This window comes from Sinorhizobium sp. NG07B, from assembly GCF_002532005.1.
Classification (GTDB): Bacteria; Pseudomonadota; Alphaproteobacteria; order Rhizobiales; family Rhizobiaceae; genus Sinorhizobium; species Sinorhizobium fredii_C.
Map to the genome: position 1 here is coordinate 271,172 of NZ_NWTD01000001.1, position 20,822 is coordinate 291,993.

Annotated in this window: 17 protein-coding genes; 8 read left to right on the plus strand and 9 right to left on the minus strand. The window is 64.1% G+C overall.

The annotated features are described in order from the left end of the window. Positions 1 to 416: 416 nt before the first annotated feature. The 4 genes from lnt (at position 417) to CO664_RS01400 (ending at position 4,999) form a co-directional block, all read left to right on the plus strand. Positions 417 to 2,012 carry an apolipoprotein N-acyltransferase gene (gene lnt, locus CO664_RS01385; protein WP_097537752.1) on the plus strand — a complete coding sequence of 532 codons (1,596 nt, stop codon included), beginning with the start codon at positions 417 to 419 and terminating at the stop codon, positions 2,010 to 2,012. Between the two features lie 145 nt (positions 2,013 to 2,157). Then, positions 2,158 to 2,574, plus strand: coding sequence for a helix-turn-helix domain-containing protein (locus CO664_RS01390; RefSeq protein ID WP_097525555.1), 417 nt, complete (start codon positions 2,158 to 2,160; stop codon positions 2,572 to 2,574). 223 nt (positions 2,575 to 2,797) lie between these two features. Continuing rightward, positions 2,798 to 4,066: a methionine adenosyltransferase gene (gene metK, locus CO664_RS01395; protein ID WP_097537753.1), complete on the plus strand. Its 1,269-nt coding sequence runs from the start codon at positions 2,798 to 2,800 to the stop codon at positions 4,064 to 4,066. 234 nt (positions 4,067 to 4,300) lie between these two features. Beyond that, positions 4,301 to 4,999 carry a tRNA (guanosine(46)-N(7))-methyltransferase TrmB gene (locus CO664_RS01400; protein WP_097525666.1) on the plus strand — a complete coding sequence of 233 codons (699 nt, stop codon included), beginning with the start codon at positions 4,301 to 4,303 and terminating at the stop codon, positions 4,997 to 4,999. A gap of 144 nt (positions 5,000 to 5,143) precedes the next feature. Here CO664_RS01400 and CO664_RS01405 read toward each other — a convergent pair whose 3' ends face one another. Next, positions 5,144 to 5,401 (minus strand): DUF1150 family protein, encoded by a 258-nt coding sequence (locus CO664_RS01405; protein WP_012706639.1) that lies wholly within the window; start codon positions 5,399 to 5,401, stop codon positions 5,144 to 5,146. 49 nt (positions 5,402 to 5,450) lie between these two features. Beyond that, on the minus strand, positions 5,451 to 5,882 hold the full coding sequence (locus CO664_RS01410; RefSeq protein ID WP_037378185.1) for an Hsp20 family protein: 432 nt from the start codon (positions 5,880 to 5,882) through the stop codon (positions 5,451 to 5,453). Positions 5,883 to 6,129: 247 nt separating this feature from the next. Between CO664_RS01410 and CO664_RS01415 the strand changes: the two genes are divergently transcribed. After that, complete coding sequence (locus CO664_RS01415; protein WP_097525558.1) at positions 6,130 to 7,074, plus strand: nucleoside hydrolase; 945 nt, start codon at positions 6,130 to 6,132, stop codon at positions 7,072 to 7,074. 49 nt (positions 7,075 to 7,123) lie between these two features. On the opposite strand, the gene CO664_RS01420 is transcribed toward CO664_RS01415, so the two are convergent. The 3 genes from CO664_RS01420 to CO664_RS01430 all read right to left on the minus strand — a co-directional run bounded on the left by CO664_RS01420 (position 7,124) and on the right by CO664_RS01430 (position 11,923). Next, complete coding sequence (locus CO664_RS01420) at positions 7,124 to 9,484, minus strand: methyl-accepting chemotaxis protein (RefSeq protein ID WP_097538555.1); 2,361 nt, start codon at positions 9,482 to 9,484, stop codon at positions 7,124 to 7,126. Between the two features lie 282 nt (positions 9,485 to 9,766). Then, a complete protein-coding gene (locus tag CO664_RS01425; RefSeq protein ID WP_097537754.1) occupies positions 9,767 to 10,666 on the minus strand; it encodes a ribokinase in 900 nt (299 codons plus the stop codon). Positions 10,667 to 10,717: 51 nt separating this feature from the next. Further along, positions 10,718 to 11,923 carry a DNA recombination protein RmuC gene (locus tag CO664_RS01430; protein ID WP_097537755.1) on the minus strand — a complete coding sequence of 402 codons (1,206 nt, stop codon included), beginning with the start codon at positions 11,921 to 11,923 and terminating at the stop codon, positions 10,718 to 10,720. A gap of 116 nt (positions 11,924 to 12,039) precedes the next feature. On the opposite strand from CO664_RS01430, the gene def reads away from it, so the two are divergent. From def to truA, 3 genes are all read left to right on the plus strand, one after another. Next, positions 12,040 to 12,564 (plus strand): peptide deformylase, encoded by a 525-nt coding sequence (def, locus tag CO664_RS01435; protein WP_097537756.1) that lies wholly within the window; start codon positions 12,040 to 12,042, stop codon positions 12,562 to 12,564. An 82-nt stretch (positions 12,565 to 12,646) separates the two neighbouring features. Continuing rightward, positions 12,647 to 13,582 (plus strand): methionyl-tRNA formyltransferase, encoded by a 936-nt coding sequence (gene fmt / locus CO664_RS01440; RefSeq protein ID WP_097538556.1) that lies wholly within the window; start codon positions 12,647 to 12,649, stop codon positions 13,580 to 13,582. Then, on the plus strand, positions 13,582 to 14,325 hold the full coding sequence (truA, locus tag CO664_RS01445) for a tRNA pseudouridine(38-40) synthase TruA (protein WP_037420705.1): 744 nt from the start codon (positions 13,582 to 13,584) through the stop codon (positions 14,323 to 14,325). Before fmt ends, truA begins: the two co-directional genes overlap by 1 nt. An 18-nt stretch (positions 14,326 to 14,343) precedes the next feature. Here the strand turns inward: truA and CO664_RS01450 are convergent, their stop codons facing one another. The 4 genes from CO664_RS01450 to CO664_RS01465 form a co-directional block, all read right to left on the minus strand. Continuing rightward, a complete protein-coding gene (locus CO664_RS01450; protein ID WP_037420699.1) occupies positions 14,344 to 14,940 on the minus strand; it encodes a hypothetical protein in 597 nt (198 codons plus the stop codon). Next, positions 14,927 to 16,120, minus strand: coding sequence for a succinyl-diaminopimelate desuccinylase (gene dapE / locus CO664_RS01455; RefSeq protein ID WP_097537757.1), 1,194 nt, complete (start codon positions 16,118 to 16,120; stop codon positions 14,927 to 14,929). Before dapE ends, CO664_RS01450 begins: the two co-directional genes overlap by 14 nt. A 159-nt stretch (positions 16,121 to 16,279) precedes the next feature. Next, a complete protein-coding gene (locus tag CO664_RS01460; RefSeq protein ID WP_037420842.1) occupies positions 16,280 to 19,465 on the minus strand; it encodes a multidrug efflux RND transporter permease subunit in 3,186 nt (1,061 codons plus the stop codon). A gap of 127 nt (positions 19,466 to 19,592) precedes the next feature. Continuing rightward, entirely contained in the window at positions 19,593 to 20,798 is a 1,206-nt protein-coding gene (locus CO664_RS01465) for an efflux RND transporter periplasmic adaptor subunit (RefSeq protein ID WP_097537758.1), read from the minus strand. Between the last annotated feature and the right edge of the window lie 24 nt (positions 20,799 to 20,822).

Consider the following 20,822-nt stretch of genomic DNA (forward strand, 5'->3'; position numbering starts at 1 on the left):
CTGTAGCACTTTGAATTGCTGCATGATTTCCTCCTCAAATCAATTCTCGAATTTTAGGAGTGATGCAGTAGACGCGTCACATGGGCCCAGTGCCGAGTAGTTGGACCAGACTAACGGCATCGTCCCCAGGAGGGAACAACCAGCGGTGGCCGGAGCGTGAATTCTGCCGGCTGTGGTTAATCCGGCTTCTATCTCAACCAGTCGGGCGGTGATCCGGGTAATTGCCCTCTCTCTTCATCTCGCCACGATCTGCTGCATGATTTCGTGAAGCGGAACCGACCCAAGGCCAAACCATGCAGCAGCGGCGCGGCGCCGCCACGGCCACGGGACAAGCAAGCGGTTTTTTGGAAAACTGCCGGCACTGATTCGATTGATCTTACGCGCGAGGCCTTTCGCCGGCGCGACTTGGAGGCTGCATGGAAAAACTGGCAGGCAGGATCATATTGCTCTCCGGGGCGTCTCGCGCATTGGTCGGCTTCCTCGCGGGCGTGCTGGCGATGCTCGCCCAGCCGCCTTTCGGCATCTTCGCGGCGGCCTTCATTTCCTTTCCGATGCTCGTCTGGCTGATCGACGGGGTACCGACCCATCCCGACGACGGCGTCGTCCGGCGGCTCCTGCCGGCGGCTGCGATCGGCTGGAGTTTCGGCTTCGGCTATTTCCTCGGCGGTCTTTGGTGGCTCGGCAACGCGCTCCTGGTGGAGGCGGATCTCTTCGCCTGGGCCTTGCCGCTGGCCGTCATCGGCCTTCCCGCCGCGCTCGCCCTGTTCTATGCGCTCGCCGTGATCATCGCCCGCTGCCTCTGGTCAGACGGCGTCGGACGTATTGCTGCGCTTGCGGTCGGCTTCGGCCTCTCTGAATGGCTGCGCAGCTTCCTCTTTACCGGCTTCCCCTGGAATGCGATCGGCTATGCGGCAATGCCGATGCCGCTGATGATGCAATCGGCGAGCGTCCTGAATGTGGCGACGATCAATATGCTTGCGGTCTTCGTGTTTGCCGCTCCGGCCCTCGTCGGCACCGGCAGGGGCGCGCGGATCGGCCTTGCCGCCGCTGCACTGCTCTTCGCTGCGCATATCGGCTACGGCTATCACCGGCTTTCCCTGCCGGCGCCGCAGCCGATGATGCCGGAACGCACCGTTCGTCTTGTGCAGCCGGTGATCGACCAGGCGAAGAAGATGGACGACCGCGAGCGCGCGGCGATCTTCGAGGAGCATCTGTCCTTGACCGCCGCGCCGCCGCAGGCGGGCGGCAAGCGCCCGGATATCATCGTCTGGCCGGAAACCTCGATCCCCTTCATCCTGACGGACAATCCCGACGCGCTGACCCGGATCGCGGAGGTTCTCCAGGAGGGGCAAATCCTCGTGGCGGGCGCCGTGCGGGCCGAGGACGCGGGGGCGGGCCTGCCGCCGCGCTACTACAATTCGATCTACGTGATCGACGACCGCGGCCAGATCGTCGGCGCGGCGGACAAGGTGCATCTCGTTCCATTCGGCGAGTATCTGCCGTTCGAGGACGTCCTCAATTCCTGGGGCTTGAGTTCGATTGCCGCGAATATGCCTGGTGGCTTCTCGGCGGCGCCGAACCGTTCGGTCCTGACGCTGCCCGGCGGCAGGACATTCTATCCGCTGATCTGTTACGAGGCGATCTTTGCCGACGAAATCGACGGCAATGCGCAGCTCTCCGACGCTCTCCTGAACGTCACCAATGACGCCTGGTTCGGCGACACGCCCGGCCCGCGCCAGCATCTCCATCAGGCTCGGCTGCGCACAATCGAGACCGGCACGCCAATGATCCGAGCCGCCAACACCGGTATATCAGCGATTGTTGATGCACGTGGTGTTTTAGTGGTAGGATTAGGATACAATTACAAGGGAGTGACGGACACAATTCTGCCGGGCAAGATGCCCACCATGACCGACAGCACGATGCGTGGCAGGATCTTCTGGTTCACGGCGGCGTTTCTATTGTTGGTTGCGGTAATCTCGCGCAGGGGTTTTAATTTTTGGACGAATTGACCTAAAACCCCTAAAATTGCATAGTGTATTTCACCATCAACCCATGCCTGCCACTGGAGCCCTGCTTTCGCTGGCAGGCTGTTCATCAATTGCTGCGTCAATGATGGGTTGTGGCCATCGAAACAGCGTGTTCAGGAACGCGACTATGGTTGAAAACAAGAAGAAGCCGAACCCGATCGACATTCATGTCGGTAGCAGGATTCGCCTTCGCCGGACGATGCTTGGCATGAGCCAGGAGAAGCTCGGCGAGAGTCTGGGGATCACATTCCAGCAAATCCAAAAATACGAAAAGGGAACGAACCGCGTCGGTGCGAGCCGGCTGCAGAACATCTCCTCCATCCTCAACGTCCCGGTCTCGTTCTTTTTCGAGGATGCTCCGGGCGAGGGCGGCGCCGGATCAGGCATGGCGGAAGCGCCGAGCTCCAATTATGTGGTGGACTTCCTCTCCTCTTCCGAAGGCCTGCAGCTCAACCGGGCATTCGTGAAGATTTCCGATCCGAAGGTCCGCCGCAAGCTGGTGGATCTGGTGAAGGCACTGGCGGCCGAAGCCGAGAGCGAATAGCAGAACTTTCCGACCTTACGAAAAAGCGGCCCAGGGCCGCTTTTTTCGTAGGTGCCGGGGGCTCCTGAGACTGTTTTTGTCGGTCGGCGCGGCTTGGAGAAATGCCGTTCCAATCGTCGTCGCGATATCGATATAAAGATATATTTATGTCCTTGTGCGCTTGTTTTTCGGTGGCAAAACCACTAACAGTGAACATGCTTCTTTCATTGAGGGGACTTCCCGTATGCGCGCAAATTACCTGTTCACCAGCGAATCCGTTGCCGAAGGTCATCCGGACAAAGTGTGCGACCGCATCTCCGACGAGATCGTCGACCTGGTCTACCGCGAAGCGGCGAAATGCGGAGTCGACCCGTGGACCGTGCGCATTGCTTGCGAAACGCTGGCGACCACCAACCGCGTCGTCATCGCCGGTGAAGTACGCCTGCCGCCGAGCCTTCTGAAAAAGGACAAGAACGGCAACGACGTCATCAACCCCTCGAAGTTCAAGGCGGCCGCCCGCAAGGCGATCCGCGACATCGGCTACGAGCAGGACGGCTTCCACTGGAAGACGGCGAAGATTGACGTGCTGCTGCACTTCCAGTCGGCGCACATCGCCCAGGGCGTCGACAATGCCGCCGACAAGCAGGGCGAAGAGGGGGCCGGCGACCAGGGGATCATGTTCGGCTATGCCTGCCGCGAGACCGCCGAGCTCATGCCGGCGCCCATCTACTATTCGCACCGCATCCTCAATCTGCTCGCCGCCGCCCGCAAGAAGGGCGAGGGCGACGTTGCCAAGCTTGGCCCGGACGCCAAGAGCCAGGTGACGGTACGCTATGTCGACGGCAAGCCGAGCGAAGTCACCTCCATCGTCCTGTCGACCCAGCACCTCGACGACAGCTGGGATTCCGCCAAGGTCCGCAAGGTCGTGGAGCCCTATATCCGCGAGGCCCTCGACGACCTGAAGATCGCCGACGACTGCACCTGGTACATCAACCCGACCGGCAAGTTCGTCATCGGCGGACCGGACGGCGACGCGGGTCTCACCGGCCGCAAGATCATCGTCGACACCTATGGCGGCGCCGCACCGCATGGCGGCGGTGCCTTCTCCGGCAAGGACACGACCAAGGTCGACCGCTCGGCCGCCTATGCCGCCCGCTATCTCGCGAAGAACGTCGTGGCGGCCAACCTCGCGGAACGTTGCACGATCCAGCTTTCCTATGCGATCGGCGTCGCCCAGCCGCTGTCGATCTATGTCGACCTGCACGGTACTGGCAAGGTTTCGGAAGACCAGGTCGAGAAGGCCATCCGCAAGACGATGGACCTTTCGCCGACCGGCATCCGCCGCCACCTCGACCTCAACAAGCCGATCTATGCCAAGACCTCCGCCTATGGCCACTTCGGCCGCAAGGCTGGCCGCGACGGCTCCTTCTCCTGGGAGAAGCTCGACCTCGTCAAGCCGCTCAAGGAAGCGATCTCGCTCGATTCTGCGCCGATCAGCAGCCGCGCCGCTTGATATTCACACACGGGTGGGCCGAAGAGGCTGGCGTCAGCGCCACGGTGTTGCCGCGGTTGAACGCAAGTGAAAAGCAGATCGGGGCGGATGCTCGAAGGAGCCTCCGCCCCTCTGCTTGCGCGCGGGAAGATGTGAGCGGTCAGGCGCCGGCGTCTGGACATAATGAAGTCGATCATGCTTGTGATCTTCGGTCGAATGAGACCGAAAATCGTCATGATCCAAGGAAGAACAAATATGACCGAACCGCGTGGTGCCAGATCGACGGAGGCCTTCTTCGGGCGCCGCAAGGGCAAGCCGTTGCGGGAACGCCAGGCAGCGCAGCTCGAGACGCTGCTGCCGGTCCTGAGGCTCGATCTCAAGCAACCGTCGCCGGACGATCTGTCGGCGCTGTTTCCCGCGGAGGTCAAGCGGATTCGCCTGGAAATCGGCTTCGGCGGCGGCGAGCATCTCATTCATCGGGCGGCGGAGGATCCGTCCACCGGCTTCATCGGCGTCGAACCCTTCGTTAATTCCATGGCAAAGCTGCTCGGCCAGATCGAAGCGAGGGAGATCGACAATGTCCGCCTCTATGACGACGATGCCACGCAGGTGCTGGACTGGCTGCCGCAGGCTTCCGTCGATCAGATCGATCTGCTCTATCCCGATCCCTGGCCGAAGCGGAAGCATTGGAAGCGGCGGTTCGTCTCAAAGGTCAATCTCGACCGCTTCGCGCGCGTCCTGAAACCCGGCGGCCTCTTCTGCTTCGCCTCGGACATCGACAACTATGTCAATTGGACGCTCATCCATTGCCGCGACCACGCCGCCTTCGACTGGACGGCGGAAAGATCGGCCGATTGGCTGACCCCGTTTGCCGGCTGGCCGAGCACGCGCTACGAGGCCAAGGCCCGACGGGAAGGCAGAAGTTCGGCCTATCTGACGTTTCGGCGCGTTTAGGACTCTTTGCGCTTTGGCCTTACCCCAGTTAGTGCGGAAAATGGGCGGTGGGACATAGCCCCTTGTTCCTTCTCCCCGTCGCCGCGGGGAGAAGGTGGCGGCAGCTGGATGAGGCGCCAAATTCAGCTGGAATGCCTCAGCCGCTCAATGCAGGCTGACGGTGCGAAGGTCGTCCTCGGCGGCCTTGAAGAAGGTGCTCGAGCGGTTGTCGGTCAACAGGATCGGCGTGCCGTCCGCCGCAAACAGGGCCCAGAGATCGATGCCCGGTCCCATCTCGGGCGCTTCCGGAAAGCAGCGGGAGACCTCCTCCGACCGCATCTTGCGGATATAGCCGACTTCGCCGGCGCCGAGATGCGCAAGGTCGTTTTTCGACAGCGATGAGGTGATGGTTTTCAGTCCCATGGTCATGCTCCGTGGTCGCCGGCGCGGGAGGAAAATCCCGCCGGTTATCCTATTCTGGGACCGAAATGTTAATTTTCTTTACCATACGGACCGGCTCGGGGCGCACCAGATCGACCGACAGAAGACCGTTGCGGAGTTCGGCGCCGAGCACCCGCATGCCGTCGGCAAGCACGAAGGTCCGCTGGAATTGCCGGGCGGCGATGCCGCGATGCAGGTAATCCCGTTCGCCGGTTTCGACCTGGCGGCCACGGATGACGAGCTGGTTTTCCTCCGTCGTGACCTCCAGATCCTCTTCGGAGAATCCGGCGACGGCAAGCGTGATCCGCAGCCGTTCCGGCGTACCGGCGGCGCTATCGCCGCGAATGCGCTCGATATTGTAGGGAGGGTATCCGTCGTTCGCCTTGGCGATCCGCTCGAGGGTCTTTTCCATGCTGTCGAAGCCCACCAGCAGCGGGCTCGTAAAGGGCGTAATCCTGCTCATTCCAAGTCCTTGTGAGCTCAAGCGACCATCTTTCGGACCTGCCAGGCAGCATCCTGCGACAGCAATATGGTAGCTGTGCGCAACGAGTGCAAGCGGCTTGCCTCGGCCGCTGACGCAAATCATAGTCCGCTGCGGAGGTCCAATTCCCCGGCGCACGCGCAGGCTGCTCAAGTCTCCCCGTGACCGGCTCACCTCACCAGGTCATGGCCTGGCGATCCGATACCATCCGACTCGCAGGAGGAAGACAGTGACAAGCGCGAGAAAGATCATCATCGACACGGATCCGGGACAGGACGATGCGGCCGCCATCATGCTGGCCTTCGGCAGTCCGGAGGAAATCGACGTGCTCGGCATCACCACGGTTGCCGGCAACGTGCCGTTGACGCTGACGTCGCGCAATGCGCGGATCGTCTGCGAACTTTGCAACAGGACCGACATCAAGGTCTTTGCCGGGGCCGAGCGGCCCGTGGCGCGGCCGCTGGTGACGGCCGAACATGTGCACGGCAAGACCGGCCTCGACGGTCCTGAACTCAGCGAGCCGACCCTGCCGCTGCAGGAGCAGCACGCCGTCGACTTCATCATCGAGACGCTGCTTGCCGAAGCGCCGGACACAGTGACGCTCTGCACGCTGGGTCCGTTGACCAATATCGCCCTGGCGCTCACGAGGACGCCGGAAATCGCGCCGCGGGTGCGGGAGCTGGTGATGATGGGCGGCGGCTTCTTTGAAGGCGGCAACATCACGCCGGCGGCCGAATTCAACGTCTATGTCGATCCGGAAGCCGCCGAGATCGTCTTCCGCTCCGGCATTCCCATCGTCATGATGCCGCTCGACGTGACGCATCGCGTCCTCACCCATAAGGTCCGGGTCGAGAAAATCCGCGCCATCGGCCGCCCGGCGGCGGTCGCGCTCGCTGAAATGCTGGAATTCTTCGAACGCTTCGACATCGAGAAATACGGCACCGATGGCGGGCCTTTGCACGATCCGACGGTGATCGCCTATCTCTTGCGGCCGGAGCTCTTCACCGGCCGCGACTGCAATGTCGAGATCGAGACGGCGTCGGCGCTGACCACCGGCATGACCGTCGTCGACTGGTGGCAGGTCACCGGCCGAAAGCACAATGCCAAGGTGATGCGCCATATCGACGACGAGGGATTCTTCGAGCTCCTGACCGATCGCCTGGCGCGCCTCTGAAAATGAAAGCGGCGCCCGTCGGGCGCCGCTTTAGTCTTGTCTGGTTCGATCAGAACTCTTCCCAATTGCCTTGAGCGAGGGCGTTTGCGCCGGAGGTCTGGACGAGAACCCGCTGCGTCGAGCTCGAATAGCCGCGTGCCGCCGGCGGTTCCGCTGCCGGGCGGGGAGCTTCTGCGGTTCGCATCCTGGCGGCGGCGCCACGCAGCTTTTCGGCGGAAGACTGTACCGGCTCCCGCTGGACCACGCGGAACCGCGCAACCAGCCCGCTCAGTGTCCGGGCCTCCTCGTTCAGCGTCATGCTGGCCGCCGTCGTCTCTTCGACCATGGCCGCATTCTGCTGCGTCACCTGATCCATCTGGTTGACCGCTGCGTTGATCTCCTTGAGGCCGACGGCTTGCTCCGAGGCGGAGCTGGAGATCTGCCGGATCAAGCCGTTGATCTGCACCACCTGCTCGGCGATCTTCTTGAGTGCGCCGCCCGTCTTGCCGACGAGATCGACGCCCTCGCGCACCTGTCCGGCCGAGGTGTTGATCAAGGTCTTGATCTCCTTGGCGGCATTGGCCGAGCGCTGCGCAAGCTCGCGGACCTCCTGCGCGACGACCGCAAAGCCCTTGCCGGCCTCGCCGGCGCGTGCGGCCTCGACGCCCGCATTGAGTGCGAGCAGGTTGGTCTGGAAGGCGATCTCGTCGATGACACCGATAATGCGGCTGACCTCGTGCGAGGACTGCTCGATGCCCTGCATTGCCGCAATCGCCTTCTGCACGACCGCGCCGGACTGCTCCGCATCGCTGCTCGCCAGTTCGACGGATTTTGCCGCGACCTTGGCGTTTTCGGCGCTGGCATCCACCTGCGACGTCAGCTGGTCGAGGGCGGCTGCGGTTTCCTCCAGGCTTGCGGCCTGCTGCTCGGTCCGATGCGACAGGTCGTTGGCGGCGTTGGAAATCTCGCTGGTGCCGCTGCCGATATTGACGACCGAGTGGTTGACGGTGCGGATGGTCTCTTCAAGGCTCTCCATCGTCGCATTGAAGTCGCGCTTCAGCTGGGAGTATTCGCCCGGGAACTCGTCCGCAATCCGGTAGGCGAGGTCGCCGGAGGCGAGATGCGAGAGACCCTTGCCGAGACGTGCGACGATGTCGCGTTGCAGCGCCCCGGTCTCGGCGCGCTCGCTCTCCGAGCGGCTGCGTTCCAGCTCGGCCTGTTCGCGCTCGTGGCGGGCTTCGCCTTCTAGGCGTTTGGCGTCGGCCAACCGATGACGGAAACCTTCGAGGGCCTTGGCGACCGAGCCGGTCTCGTCGGAGCGGTCTTGCCCGGAGATCGGCTGTGCATAGTCGCCATTGCTGAGCGTTTCGACGTCGCGGACGAGGCCCGCGAGCGGCTTCTGGACGAAGCGGCGAACGGCGAGATGGAGGCCGGCGAGCACGGCGGCGAGAACGACGATGCCCCCGATGATCATCATATAGGTCTGATCGTTGACCGGTGCATTGATGGCGGTGCGCGGCACGTCGACGAGGACGAGCCAGTTCGCAGCCACATTGGGCAGTTTGAAGGGATAGACGACCCGGTCGAAGGGCGCGTTTCCGTCATAGGTCAGGTTCCTGATCATGCCTGACGCGTCGGACGAGAGCGCCTTCTGGATGATATCCTCACCCTCGCCCTCGTAATCCTTCATCAGGAGATCGGGAATTGGCGCCGCGAGCCACTTGCCGCTCTGCGACAGCAGGTAGACGCGGCCCGAACCGAAGGGCTTCAACGTCGCGAGCCGGTCGGCAAGCGAAGCGAGCGAGATGTCGACGCCCGAGACGCCGATCATCTTGCCGTCGGACAGCACCGGATAGGCGATCGACGTCATCGTCGTCGGAACGTCGGTGCCTTCGGCCATGTAGGGCTGGGTGATGGCACCCTTGCCGCTCTTCGCGGCTAGCGCGTACCATTCGGCCGCGTAGTCGGCGCGGAAGGTCGAAAGCTGTGCCTTGCCGTTGCGGTCCTTCGACCAATAGGGCGTGAAGGCGCCTTCCGCATTGCCGCCAAGCTCGGTGTTGTTGACGACGTCCTTGCCGTCGAATGCCTTCGGCGCCTCGGCGAACCAGCTGCCGAAGGCGAAGTCATGCTGATCGAGGTTGGCCTTCAATAGGTTGATGGCGCCGGCGCGGTCGACGGATTTTCCGGCATGGCCGCGGCCGAGCACGCCCGACATCGTGTTGGCGGCGGCTGCCAGCTCTCCGACGCTGCCGGCGATTTCGGCGGCAATCGCGCGGGCCTCCGTCTTGGCGCCGTCGAAGACGAGCGTTTCGACACGATCCTGGGTCTGCGAAATGAGAACGAAATTCGATGCGAGCAACACGAGAGCGATCGTGCCGCCCGTGACGGCGATCAGCTTGGTGGCCAGCGATTTTGCATGGAAGTTGAACATGAAATCCTCACGCACTGAGAGGTCCGCAGGTTTCTTGCCTGCGGCATGACATTCCAAATGTGGGTGAAGCTCCATCATGGAGCGCGTGATGCCGACCGGCATACAGGAGCCGGACCGATGCGAGCGGGCTGCCTCGCAATCTGGATAGATCATCAAAGATTAATTTAAGGCCAACATCCGGGCCAAATCCTGGCCGTCCAAAGTGGATTCTGCGCGGCGAGGATCGTTGCCGCGCCAAATCCTATCCAGATCGCGAAACGGACCAAAAATAGACTGCGGCAGTCAAAGGCGCGCGGCGACCTCGGAGGCGAGCGGTATGGACGGCTGTGCTCCCGCTTTCAGGCAGGCGAGCGATCCGGCGGCGGCGGCACGGCGCAGCGCATCGGGGAAGACGAGGCCCGCGTCGAGGCTTGCCGCGAGATAGCCGCAGAACGTATCTCCAGCTCCGACCGTATCGACGGGTTCGATCGCCAGCCCCTTGGCGCTGTGAATATCGCCCTGATGGACGGCGGCGACACCCTCGGCACCGAGGGTGACGATGACGATCTGTCCGGTTTCGTCGTGGAGGTCCTTCATTGCCGCTTCACGCTCAGCGCCGGCGATACCGCTTTTGCCCGCCAAAAGCTCGAACTCGGTCTCGTTTGCAATGACGATGTCGGCCATGCGGCCAAGGCGGGCCGCCTCCGGCGTCAACGGCGCGATGTTGATGATCGAGCGGATGCCACGGCGTCTGGCCTCCACCAGCGCCTTCTCCACCGAGGCCGCCGGAATTTCGAGCTGCAGCATCAGCGTGTCGCCGGCCGCCATTTGCTCGAGGGCCGTGACCGCGTCGCTCTCGCTCACCGTCGCATTGGCGCTGGCGACGACGACGATGACGTTCTCGCCGTCACCGCCGACGAGGATATGGGCGGTCCCGGTCGGCTCGCTCACGGTCTTGGTGAGGCCAAGGTCCGTGCCCGCCTCCTTGAGCAGGGTAAGCGCGCCTTCCGCAAAGCTGTCCGAGCCGACGGCGCCGGCCATCCGCACGGAAGCGCCGGCGCGCCGGGCTGCCAGCGCCTGGTTCGCCCCCTTGCCGCCGGCGGCGGTGGAAAAGCCCGTTCCGGCAACGGTTTCGCCCGGCTTCGGAAGGCGTGCGGTCGTGGCGATCAGGTCCATGTTGATGGACCCAAGAACAGTGATCATGTGGAGATGTCCCGTCGGGTTGCTGATTGTGCCGGAGAGTGCCCGAGGCCGTCAGTCTTCGTCAACCACCCGCAGCTTCAATTGCCCGATGCGGTTGTCGACTGCCCGCTCACTCTTGTCGGCCGGCTCCCTGGCGCCGTGGTTCGCCGGTGCGGCCTCCAGTTCAAGCGCCTCGATCTTGGCGCCGCGACGCGTCAGCTTGTCGGAGGAGATCAGAATGTCCTCGACATCCTTCTGGGTCATCGCGAAGTGGCCCTGCAGCTTCCGGACCCGTTCGTCGAGCCGCGAGAGATCCTCCATCAGGCGCACCACCTCGCCCTGGATCAGATGCGCCTGCTCGCGCATGCGGGCGTCCTTCAGGATCGACTGGATCACCTGGATGGAAAGGAGCAGCAGCGACGGCGAGACGATGACGATGCGCTGGCGGTGCGCCTTCTGGACGGTCGCTTCGAAATGCTCGTGGATTTCCGCAAAGATCGATTCGGACGGAACGAACAGGAAGGCGGTTTCCTGCGTCTCGCCGGCGAGCAGATATTTGCTGGCGATATCGCGGATATGGACCTCCATGTCGCGTCGGAAGGCTTGCGCCGCCTGCTGGCGCCGCTCGGCACTTTCCGCATCACGCATGGCATTCCAGGCTTCGAGCGGGAATTTTGCGTCGATGACGAGCGGCGGCTGGGCATTCGGCATGCGGATGATGCAGTCCGGCCTCGCCCCGTTCGAAAGCGTCGCCTGGAAGGTGAAGGCGCCCATCGGCAGGCCGTCGGCAACGATCGCCTCCATGCGCGACTGGCCGAAGGCGCCGCGCGTCTGCTTGTTGGCAAGAATGCTCTGCAGCCCGGCCATGTCCTTGGCGAGAGACTGGATATTATTCTGGGCGCTGTCGATGACCGCCAGCCGCTCCTGCAGCCGCCTTAAATTCTCGTGGGTCGCCTTCGTCTGTTCGCTGATCGACGCGCCGATCCGGTGCGTCATGCCGTCGATGCGCTGGCTGAGCGATTGGTTGAGTTCCGCCTGCCTTGTGCCGAAGACATCGGCCATCGCGGCGATGCGTCCCTGCATTTCGGTCTGTGCCGCGAGCAGCGCCGATAGCTGCTGGTCCCGGTCGTCGGCGCGAAGCGCCCGCGCCCTGCGGGCCGACGCAATTGCCAGCAAAACGAACAGGAGAGCGGCGAGGCTGAGCAGATGGCCAGCCGTTAGGGGAAAGGTGCCGATGAGGAACAGCGGCTGGTCGATGGCGAAGGCAGTGGGCTCCATGGCCGCAGCCTAAACAGATTCGCATCCGAAAACTAGATCAAAACAAGAACAAACGGCTCAACTCATCACACGGCAATTTTCTTGCGCAGCGACGGAAAGATCGGCTATGGGGGAGCATGACGATCAAGCCGCTCATCATCCTTCCCGATCCGCTTCTGCGCCAGGTTTCGACGCCCGTTGAGACGATCGACGCCGACATTCGCCGGCTTGCCGACGATATGCTCGAGACCATGTATGACGCTCCCGGCATCGGACTGGCGGCGATCCAGATCGGCGTTCCGAAGCGCCTTCTGGTTCTCGACGTTTCGAAGGAGGGCGAGGAGAGGAAACCGCTGGTCTTCCTCAATCCGAAGATCGTGAAATCCTCCGAGGAGCGCTCCGTCTACGAGGAAGGCTGCCTGTCGATCCCTGACTATTATGCCGAAGTCGAGCGACCGGCGGCGATCACCGTCGAATATCTCGACCGCGGCGGCAAGGAGCAGGTAGTTGAGGCCAACGGCTTGCTCGCCACCTGCCTGCAGCACGAGATCGACCATCTGAACGGCGTCCTGTTCATCGATTACATCTCCAAGCTCAAGCGCGACATGGTGATCCGCAAGTTCGCCAAGGCGGCCAAGACGCGCGGCGCCAAGGCCATCTGACCGTCGCGCCCCGCGCCTAGAGGCGTTTGACTCGGAGCCGCTGCCCTGCTTGGGGCATTTGAGAAAGACGGAGTTCACCGCCTTGCCGCTTCGCATCATCTTCATGGGCACACCGGAATTCTCCGTGCCGACGCTCTCTGCTCTCGTCGAGGCGCGTCACGAGATCGTCGCCGTCTACACGCAGCCGCCGCGTCCCGGCGGCCGGCGCGGCCTCGATCTGCAAAAGTCGCCGGTGCATCAGGCGGCCGAACTTCTCGGTGTTCCGGTGTTGACACCCGTCAACCTCAGGCAAACCGCGGATCGGCAGATCTTTCGCGATTTCGGTGCCGATGTGGCAGTCGTCGTCGCCTATGGCCTGCTGCTGCCGGAGGAGATCCTCTCGGGCACTCGCCACGGCTGCTATAACGGCCATGCCTCGCTCCTGCCGCGCTGGCGGGGTGCCGCACCGATTCAGAGGGCGATCATGGCCGGGGACCGTGAGACCGGCATGATGGTGATGAAAATGGATAAGGGGCTCGACACCGGGCCCGTGGCGCTCGTCAAGTCTGTTCCGATCGGCGAGACGATGACGGCCGGCGAGCTGCACGACAAGCTGATGCATGTCGGAGCGGCGCTCATGAAAGAGGCGATGGTGCGGCTCGAAATGGGCGAACTGACGCTGACACCGCAGCCCGAGGAAGGCGTCGCCTACGCCGCCAAGATTACGAAGGACGAGACGCGGATCGTTTTCACGCGGCCGGCGGCCGACGTTCACAATCATATCCGCGGCCTCGCGCCCTTTCCGGGCGCCTGGTTCGAACTTCAGGTCGCCGGGCGGATGGAGCGGATCAAGGTGCTGGGGTCGGAGCTTGCCACAGGGGCCGGCACGCCGGGCACGATCCTGGACGACGGCTTGACGATCGCCTGCGGCGAAGGGGCGGTGCGGCCGACGCGCCTGCAGCGGGCAGGCGGCAAGGCGCTTGCTGCGCCTGACTTTCTGCGCGGCACGCCGATCGCCGCCGGCACGAGGATTTCCTGATGCCGCGCTACCGGCTGACCGTCGAATATGACGGCTCCGATTATGTCGGTTGGCAGCGGCAGGAGAACGGTCCCTCCGTGCAAGGGGCGATCGAGAAGGCGGTGCTGTCCCTGACCGGCGAGACCGTGTCGATCCGCGGCGCGGGACGCACCGATTCCGGCGTCCACGCCAGGGGCCAGGTGGCGCATCTCGACCTGACCCGCGAATGGAAGACGCACACGCTGCGCAATGCGCTCAATGCCCACCTGACGCTCGCCGCCGAGCGGGTGTCGATCCTCGACGCGGCCGAAGTTCCGCCGGAATTCGACGCGCGCTTTTCGGCCGTCCGCAGGCATTATCTCTACCGCATCATCTCCCGCCGTTCGCCGCTGGCGCTCGAGGCACGGCGCGCCTGGTGGGTGCCGAAGACGCTCGACCATGAGGCGATGCATGCGGCCGCACAACATCTCGTCGGCCATCACGATTTCACGACGTTCCGGTCCGCCCATTGCCAGGCGACCAGTCCGCTGCGCACCATCGATCGGCTGGATGTCACCCGCAGCGGCGAATTGATCGAGATTCGCGCGACGGCGCAAAGTTTTCTGCACAACCAGATACGCTCCTTCGCCGGCTCACTGAAGCTCGTCGGCGAGGGCAAGTGGACGCCAGACGACCTCAAGGCCGCACTCGAGGCGCGCGACCGCAAGGCCTGCGGACCCGTTGCCCCGCCGGATGGCCTGTTCTTCATGCAGGTCGATTACTGACCGCTCGCGCTCACCCGCTCAGCCGGGGATCAGTCCGAAGAAGTGCTGAAGATATTGGGCGAGCATCATCGGCGGCAGCAGGTAAAGGGCCGTCAGGGCGGAAGCGAGCAGGTTCTGATTGCCGGTTATCGAGCGCAGCAGCCGGAAGAGCAGGACGACGCCCGCAATGAGGACGATCAGCGACAGGAGAGCAGTGAGCTGATGGCCTCCACGCGCGAGAAGGAGGAGCGCGGCCGGAATCGCCATCGCATAGGAAAGCGGCACCGAGAGCCAATTGGTGGTGACGATCACAGGCACGACCAATCCGGCAAATCCGAGGGGCCGCGAAAGGCCAGCAACGAGCATGACCGGCAGCAGCCAACTGACGAGATCGACGACGAGCAGCTTTAGGAAAAAGCCGATGCCGACGGTCGAGCCGCTCGGCATCGCCGAAAGATAATAGAGGCGCCAGGACGCCCAGGAAACGGCCATGGCCGGCAGCGACCAGAGGATCGCCGAAAAGGAGCGCCACAAGCCGCTTTCGCTGATGTCCAGCCAGTTATAGCCTTCGCGGTTGCCCTGGATCAGCAGCCAGAGCCCCTTGATATAGGCGAGAACCTCGTCAAGCAGCGGCATGGCCGAACCAGCGGGCGATGAAGGTTTCATAGATCTCGGTCAGGGTCTCGAGATCGGCGACCGCGACGCGCTCGTCGACCATGTGCATTGTCTGGCCGACGAGACCGAATTCGACCACCGGGCAATAGTCCTTGATAAAGCGGGCGTCCGACGTGCCGCCGGTGGTGGAGAGCTTCGGCCGGCGGCCGGTCACGGCCTCGACTGCGCCGGAAAGCGAATCGATCAGCGCGTTGTTGCGCGTCAGGAAGACGTGGCTCGGGCGCTCGTTCCAGACGATGTCGTATCTGACCGGATCGCGACCGGGCCGAAGCGCACCGTCCTTTGCGGCACGGCCGAGGCGGGCAACGATCTCCGCCTTCAGGCTTTCGGCCGTCCAGCGGTCGTTGAAGCGGATGTTGAAGGCGGCACTGGCCTTGGCCGGAATGACGTTGACGGCGGCATTGCCGACATCGATTGTCGTCACCTCCAGGTTGGACGGCTGGAAATTCTCGGTGCCGGTGTCGAAGGGCGGGTCCATCAGCGCTTGCGTCAGCTGCAGAATGCCGCGCACCGGATTGTCGGCAAGGTGCGGATAGGCGGCATGCCCCTGGACGCCGTGGACGGTGATCCGGCCGGAGAGGGATCCGCGCCGGCCGATCTTGATCATGTCGCCGAGGTTATCCGGATTGGTCGGCTCACCGACGAGGCAGGCGTCCCAGCGCTCGCCTTTTTGGGCAGCCCATTCGAGAAGCTTGATCGTGCCGTTGATCGCCGGTCCTTCCTCGTCGCCGGTGATGAGGAAGGAAATCGATCCCTTGGGTCGGCCATGCTTTTCGATGTGGCGGGCAACCGCCGCGACGAAGCAGGCAATGCCGCCCTTCATGTCGACAGCGCCGCGCCCGTACATTTCGCCGCCGGCGATTACGGCCGAAAAGGGCGAATGGGTCCAGGCGGCTTCGTCGCCGACCGGCACCACGTCCGTATGGCCGGCGAACATTAGATGCGGGCCTTCGGTGCCGAGGCGGGCATAGAGGTTCTCGATATCCGGCGTTCCCGCCTCCCTGGCCATTACCCGATCGAGCGTGAAGCCGAGGGGCGCCAGCATGCCTTCGAGCGCCGACAAGGCACCGCCTTCGGCCGGGGTGACCGAGGGGCAACGGATAAGGGCGGAGAGATTGGAGATCGGATCGGTCGGGAACATCGAACGGAATGCCTGCGGAGCCGGTGGGCCAAGGAACTGAGTTTGCTGGTTTATCCGATCGCTCCCCGGCTGTCACGCCCGATGAGAGGGCGACGCGCTTGGAGACCGCAACGGGCCGGACGATCATCCGGCCCGTCGGATGTGTGTTCCGGGAGAAGGCTATTCGCCCGGGGCGAGATGCGGCGCCTCGATATGCGCTCCCGCGTGCTTCAGCGGCCGCTCGCCGGAGAGCTTGCGGATCAGCACGTAGAAGACCGGCGTCATGAAGATGCCGAAGGCGGTGACGCCGATCATGCCGGCAAAGACCGCCACGCCCATGGCCGAGCGCATTTCAGCACCGGCGCCGGTCGAAGTGACGAGCGGCACGACGCCCATGATGAAGGCCATCGACGTCATCAGGATTGGCCGGAGCCGCAGCCGGCTCGCCTCGATCGCGGCGCTGACGGCGCTCTTTCCGGACAACTCGAGCTCGCGGGCGAACTCGACGATCAGGATCGCGTTCTTCGCCGAGAGGCCGACGAGCACGATCAGGCCGATCTGCGTGAAGACGTTGTTGTCGCCGCCGGTCAGCCAGACGCCGGTGAGCGCCGCCATGATGCCCATAGGCACGATCAGGATGATCGAGATCGGCAGCAACAGGCTCTCATATTGCGCCGCGAGCACCAGATAGACGAGCAGCAGCGCCAGCGGGAAAATCAGGATGCCCGAATTGCCGGCGAGGATCTGCTGGTAGGTCAGATCAGTCCACTCGTAGGAGATTCCGGGCGGCAGCGTCTCGGCGGCGATTCGCTCGATGGCGGCCTGCGCCTGGCCGGAGGAGAAGCCCGGTGCCGGGCCGCCATTGATGTCGGCGGCGAGGAAGCCGTTGTAGCGGATCGCCCGCTCGGCACCGACCGTCTGCTCCACCTTCAAGAGCGCCGACAGCGGGATCATCTCGCCCGACTGCGAACGGACCTTCAGCTTGCCGATGTCGTCGGCGTGGCTGCGATAGTTCGCGTCGGCCTGGATGCGCACGCTGTAAGTGCGGCCGAAGGCGTTGAAGTCGTTGACGTAGAGCGAACCCAGATAGATCTGCAGCGTCTCGAACACGTCGGTGACCGCGACGCCGAGCTGGCGCGCCTTGGTGCGGTCCAAATCGGCATAGAGCTGCGGCACGTTGATCTGGTAGCTCGAATAGAGCCCGGCCAGTTCCGGTGTCTGTGCAGCCTGCGCCAGGAAGGCCTTGGCCGCGTCGTCCAGCGCCCGATAGCCGAGGCCATTCTTGTCCTCGATCTGCAGCTTGAAGCCGCCGGTCGTGCCGAGCCCCTGAACTGGCGGCGGCGGGAACATGGCGATGAAGGCGTCCTGGATCGCGCCGAACTCCTGGTTCAGCTGCATGGCGATCGCGCCGCCCGAGAGTTCCGGCGTCTTCCGCTCCTCGAATGGCTTCAGCGACACGAAGACGATGCCGGAGTTCGAGGAATTGGTGAAGCCGTTGATCGACAGGCCCGGGAAGGCGATGGCATGTTCGACGCCGGGGTGCTTCAGCGCGATGTCGCTCATCCGCCGGATGACGTCCTCCGAGCGGTCCAGCGTCGCCCCGTCCGGCAATTGCGCAAAACCGATCAGATATTGCTTGTCCTGCGCCGGCACGAAACCGCCAGGAACGGAGCGGAACAGCGCGAAGGTGACGCCGAGGAGGACGACGTAAAGGCCCATGATCAGCGACTTGCGCGTCAGAATGCCGCCGACGCCGCGGCCATAGGCTTCCGAGCTCGCCCCGAAGAAGCGGTTGAAGCCGCGGAAGAACCAGCCGAACAGCGCGTCCATGATGCGCGTCAGGCGGTCCTTCGGCGCGTGATGGTCCTTCAGGAGAAGGGCGGCGAGCGCCGGCGACAGCGTCAGCGAGTTGAAGGCGGAGATCACCGTCGAAATCGCGATCGTCAGCGCAAACTGGCGGTAGAACTGGCCGGTCAGCCCGGTGATGAAGGCGAGCGGCACGAAGACGGCGACGAGCACCAGCGCGATCGCGATGATCGGCCCGGACACCTCCTGCATGGCGCGATATGTCGCCTGCACCGGCGAGAGACCCTGGGAGATGTTGCGCTCGACGTTTTCGACGACGACGATCGCATCGTCGACGACGATGCCGATCGCCAGCACCAGGCCGAAGAGGCTGAGCGCATTGATCGAGAAGCCGAAGACATACATCACCGCGAAGGTGCCGACGATCGAGACGGGCACCGCGACCAGCGGAATGATCGAGGCGCGCCACGTCTGGAGGAAGACGATGACGACGAGCACGACGAGCGCGATCGCTTCGAGCAGCGTATGGACGACCGATTCGATCGACGCCCGGACGAACTGCGTCGTGTCGTAGACGATCTCGTAGTCGACGCCTTCCGGCATGGTCTGCTTCAGCTCGGCCATTGCCTTGTGGACGTTTTCGGAAATCTGGATGGCATTCGAGCCCGGCGCCTGGAAGACGCCCATGCCGACGGCCGCCTTGTTGTCGAGTAGCGAGCGCAGCGAGTAGTCCGCCGCGCCCATTTCGACGCGGGCGACGTCGCCGAGGCGGGTGATCTCGCCATTGGCGCCCGACTTAAGCACGATATCGGCAAAGTCCTCAGGCGTCCTCAAACGCCCCTGGGCGTTCACGGAGAGCTGCAGGTCGAGGCCGGCAACGGAGGGCGAGGCGCCGATCACGCCGGCGGCCGCCTGGACGTTCTGTCCGCGGATTGCATTGGCGATGTCGCTCGCGGCAAGGCCTCGCTCGGCGGCCTTTTCCGGGTCGATCCAGACGCGCATCGAATAGTCGCCGCCGCCGAAGATCTGGACCTGGCCGACGCCTTCGACGCGGGCCAGCCGGTCCTTGACGTTCAGGACGCCGTAGTTGCGCAGGTAGTTGATGTCGTACTGGCCGTTCGGCGAGATCAGGTGCACGACGAGCGTCAGGTCGGGCGAGCTCTTGACGGTGGTGACGCCGAGCCGGCGCACCTCCTCCGGCAGCCGCGGCTCGGCCTGCGAGACGCGGTTCTGCACCAGCTGCTGGGCCTGGTCCGGATCGGTGCCGAGCTCGAAGGTGACGGTAAGGGTCATCAGCCCGTCGGCGGTCGCCTGGCTTTGCATGTAGAGCATGCCTTCGACGCCGTTGATCTGCTCTTCGAGCGGTGTGGCGACAGTTTCGGCGATGACGGCCGGGTTGGCGCCCGGATACTGGGCGCGAACGACGATCTGCGGCGGCACCACCTCCGGATATTCGGAGATCGGCAGGCCGGTCATGCCGATCAGGCCGGCGACGAAGATGAGCACGGAGAGAACGCCCGCGAAGACCGGGCGGTCGACGAAAAAGCGTGAGAAGTTCATAACGATCCCCCTTGGGAACTTCAGGCAAACAAAGAGCTTCTGCGGCGGAAAAGCGTCCGCCGCGCGCCGATGCATGCCGTTGGATGTCTAAGCGCTTCCCTGCCTCTCAGCGGCAGGGCGCGCCTAACTATGGTTTCGCGATCGACGCGGTTGCCTGCTCGGCCGGCTGCGGCGCGACGACGACGCCCGGACGGACGCGCTGCAGACCGTTGACGACGATGCTCTCGCCGGGCTTCAGGCCGGTCTCGATGATCCGCAGGCCGTCCGCCGTCGGTCCGAGGGTGACCTGCCGGTATTCGACCTTGTTGTCGGAGCCGACGACCAGCACGAATTTCTTGTCCTGGTCGGAGCCGATGGCGCGGTCGCTGATCACCAGCTTCTCTGCCGGCGCCGGATCGCCGATGCGGATGCGGACGAACTGGCCCGAGATCAGCCGGCCGTCGGCATTTTGGAGCGCCGCCCGCACGCGGATCGTGCCGGTTGCCGCATCCACCTCGTTGTTGATCAACTGGATATGGCCGCTGATCGGCGTGCCCTCGTCGGCGGCGGTGCCGATCTGTACGGGTATTTGCTCGATCGACTCGGCACCGGCGGAAGCGGAGAGCTTGGCGAGCGCTGCCGCGACCACTTCCTCGCTGACGTTGAAGCTCGCATAGATCGGGTCGACCGAGACGAGCGTGGTCAGCACCGGCGAGGCGGAGCCCGCCGCGACGAGGTTGCCGGCCGTCACCTCCAGCCTGCCGACTCGTCCGGCGATCGGCGCGCGCACCTCGGTATATTGCAGGTCGAGCCGCGCGGAGCGCAGCGCCGCCTTGGCCGACCGGACATTCGCCTGCGCCTCGTCATAGGCGCTGAGCCGCTGGTCGACGCCGCTCTGCGGAATGGCGCTGGTGGAAACCAGCTTGCGGCCGCGCTCGAGCTCGGTCTTGGCGAGTGCCACCCGGGCTTCCGCGGCCGCCACCTCCGCTTCCGCGCGCTCGACCGCTGCCGCATAGGGTTCGGGGTCGATGGTCACGAGCAGGTCGCCCTTCTCGACGAGCGCACCCTCCCGGAAATGGGCGCTGAGGATCGCCCCGCCGACGCGCGGGCGAACCTCGACCCGCTCGATCGCCTCGAGCCGGCCGGAGAAGCTCTCCCAAGTGGTGATCCGGCGCGTTTCCGCCTGGGCGACGGAAACCGGCACGGCCGGCGGCGCGGCGGGCGCCGCTTCAGTTGTGGCATCCGCCTGCAGGCGGGCAGGCAGGCCGAGAAGGACGGCACCGCCGCCGGCGACGGACAATAGAATGCTGAGGCCGGCACCCCACAGGGCGCGGCGAGTAACGCTCGACGTCATGATCTCTCCTTGCCGGTTGGGAGC

What these genes read in the sequence shown, in the direction of transcription:
- lnt (WP_097537752.1), top strand. Translation starts at nt 417, where the DNA reads ATGGAAAAACTGGCAGGCAGGATCATATTGCTCTCCGGGGCGTCTCGC.
- CO664_RS01390 (WP_097525555.1), top strand. Translation starts at nt 2,158, where the DNA reads ATGGTTGAAAACAAGAAGAAGCCGAACCCGATCGACATTCATGTCGGT.
- metK (WP_097537753.1), top strand. Translation starts at nt 2,798, where the DNA reads ATGCGCGCAAATTACCTGTTCACCAGCGAATCCGTTGCCGAAGGTCAT.
- CO664_RS01400 (WP_097525666.1), top strand. Translation starts at nt 4,301, where the DNA reads ATGACCGAACCGCGTGGTGCCAGATCGACGGAGGCCTTCTTCGGGCGC.
- CO664_RS01405 (WP_012706639.1), bottom strand. Translation starts at nt 5,401, where the DNA reads ATGGGACTGAAAACCATCACCTCATCGCTGTCGAAAAACGACCTTGCG.
- CO664_RS01410 (WP_037378185.1), bottom strand. Translation starts at nt 5,882, where the DNA reads ATGAGCAGGATTACGCCCTTTACGAGCCCGCTGCTGGTGGGCTTCGAC.
- CO664_RS01420 (WP_097538555.1), bottom strand. Translation starts at nt 9,484, where the DNA reads ATGTTCAACTTCCATGCAAAATCGCTGGCCACCAAGCTGATCGCCGTC.
- CO664_RS01425 (WP_097537754.1), bottom strand. Translation starts at nt 10,666, where the DNA reads ATGATCACTGTTCTTGGGTCCATCAACATGGACCTGATCGCCACGACC.
- CO664_RS01430 (WP_097537755.1), bottom strand. Translation starts at nt 11,923, where the DNA reads ATGGAGCCCACTGCCTTCGCCATCGACCAGCCGCTGTTCCTCATCGGC.
- def (WP_097537756.1), top strand. Translation starts at nt 12,040, where the DNA reads ATGACGATCAAGCCGCTCATCATCCTTCCCGATCCGCTTCTGCGCCAG.
- truA (WP_037420705.1), top strand. Translation starts at nt 13,582, where the DNA reads ATGCCGCGCTACCGGCTGACCGTCGAATATGACGGCTCCGATTATGTC.
- CO664_RS01450 (WP_037420699.1), bottom strand. Translation starts at nt 14,940, where the DNA reads ATGCCGCTGCTTGACGAGGTTCTCGCCTATATCAAGGGGCTCTGGCTG.
- dapE (WP_097537757.1), bottom strand. Translation starts at nt 16,120, where the DNA reads ATGTTCCCGACCGATCCGATCTCCAATCTCTCCGCCCTTATCCGTTGC.
- CO664_RS01460 (WP_037420842.1), bottom strand. Translation starts at nt 19,465, where the DNA reads ATGAACTTCTCACGCTTTTTCGTCGACCGCCCGGTCTTCGCGGGCGTT.
- CO664_RS01465 (WP_097537758.1), bottom strand. Translation starts at nt 20,798, where the DNA reads ATGACGTCGAGCGTTACTCGCCGCGCCCTGTGGGGTGCCGGCCTCAGC.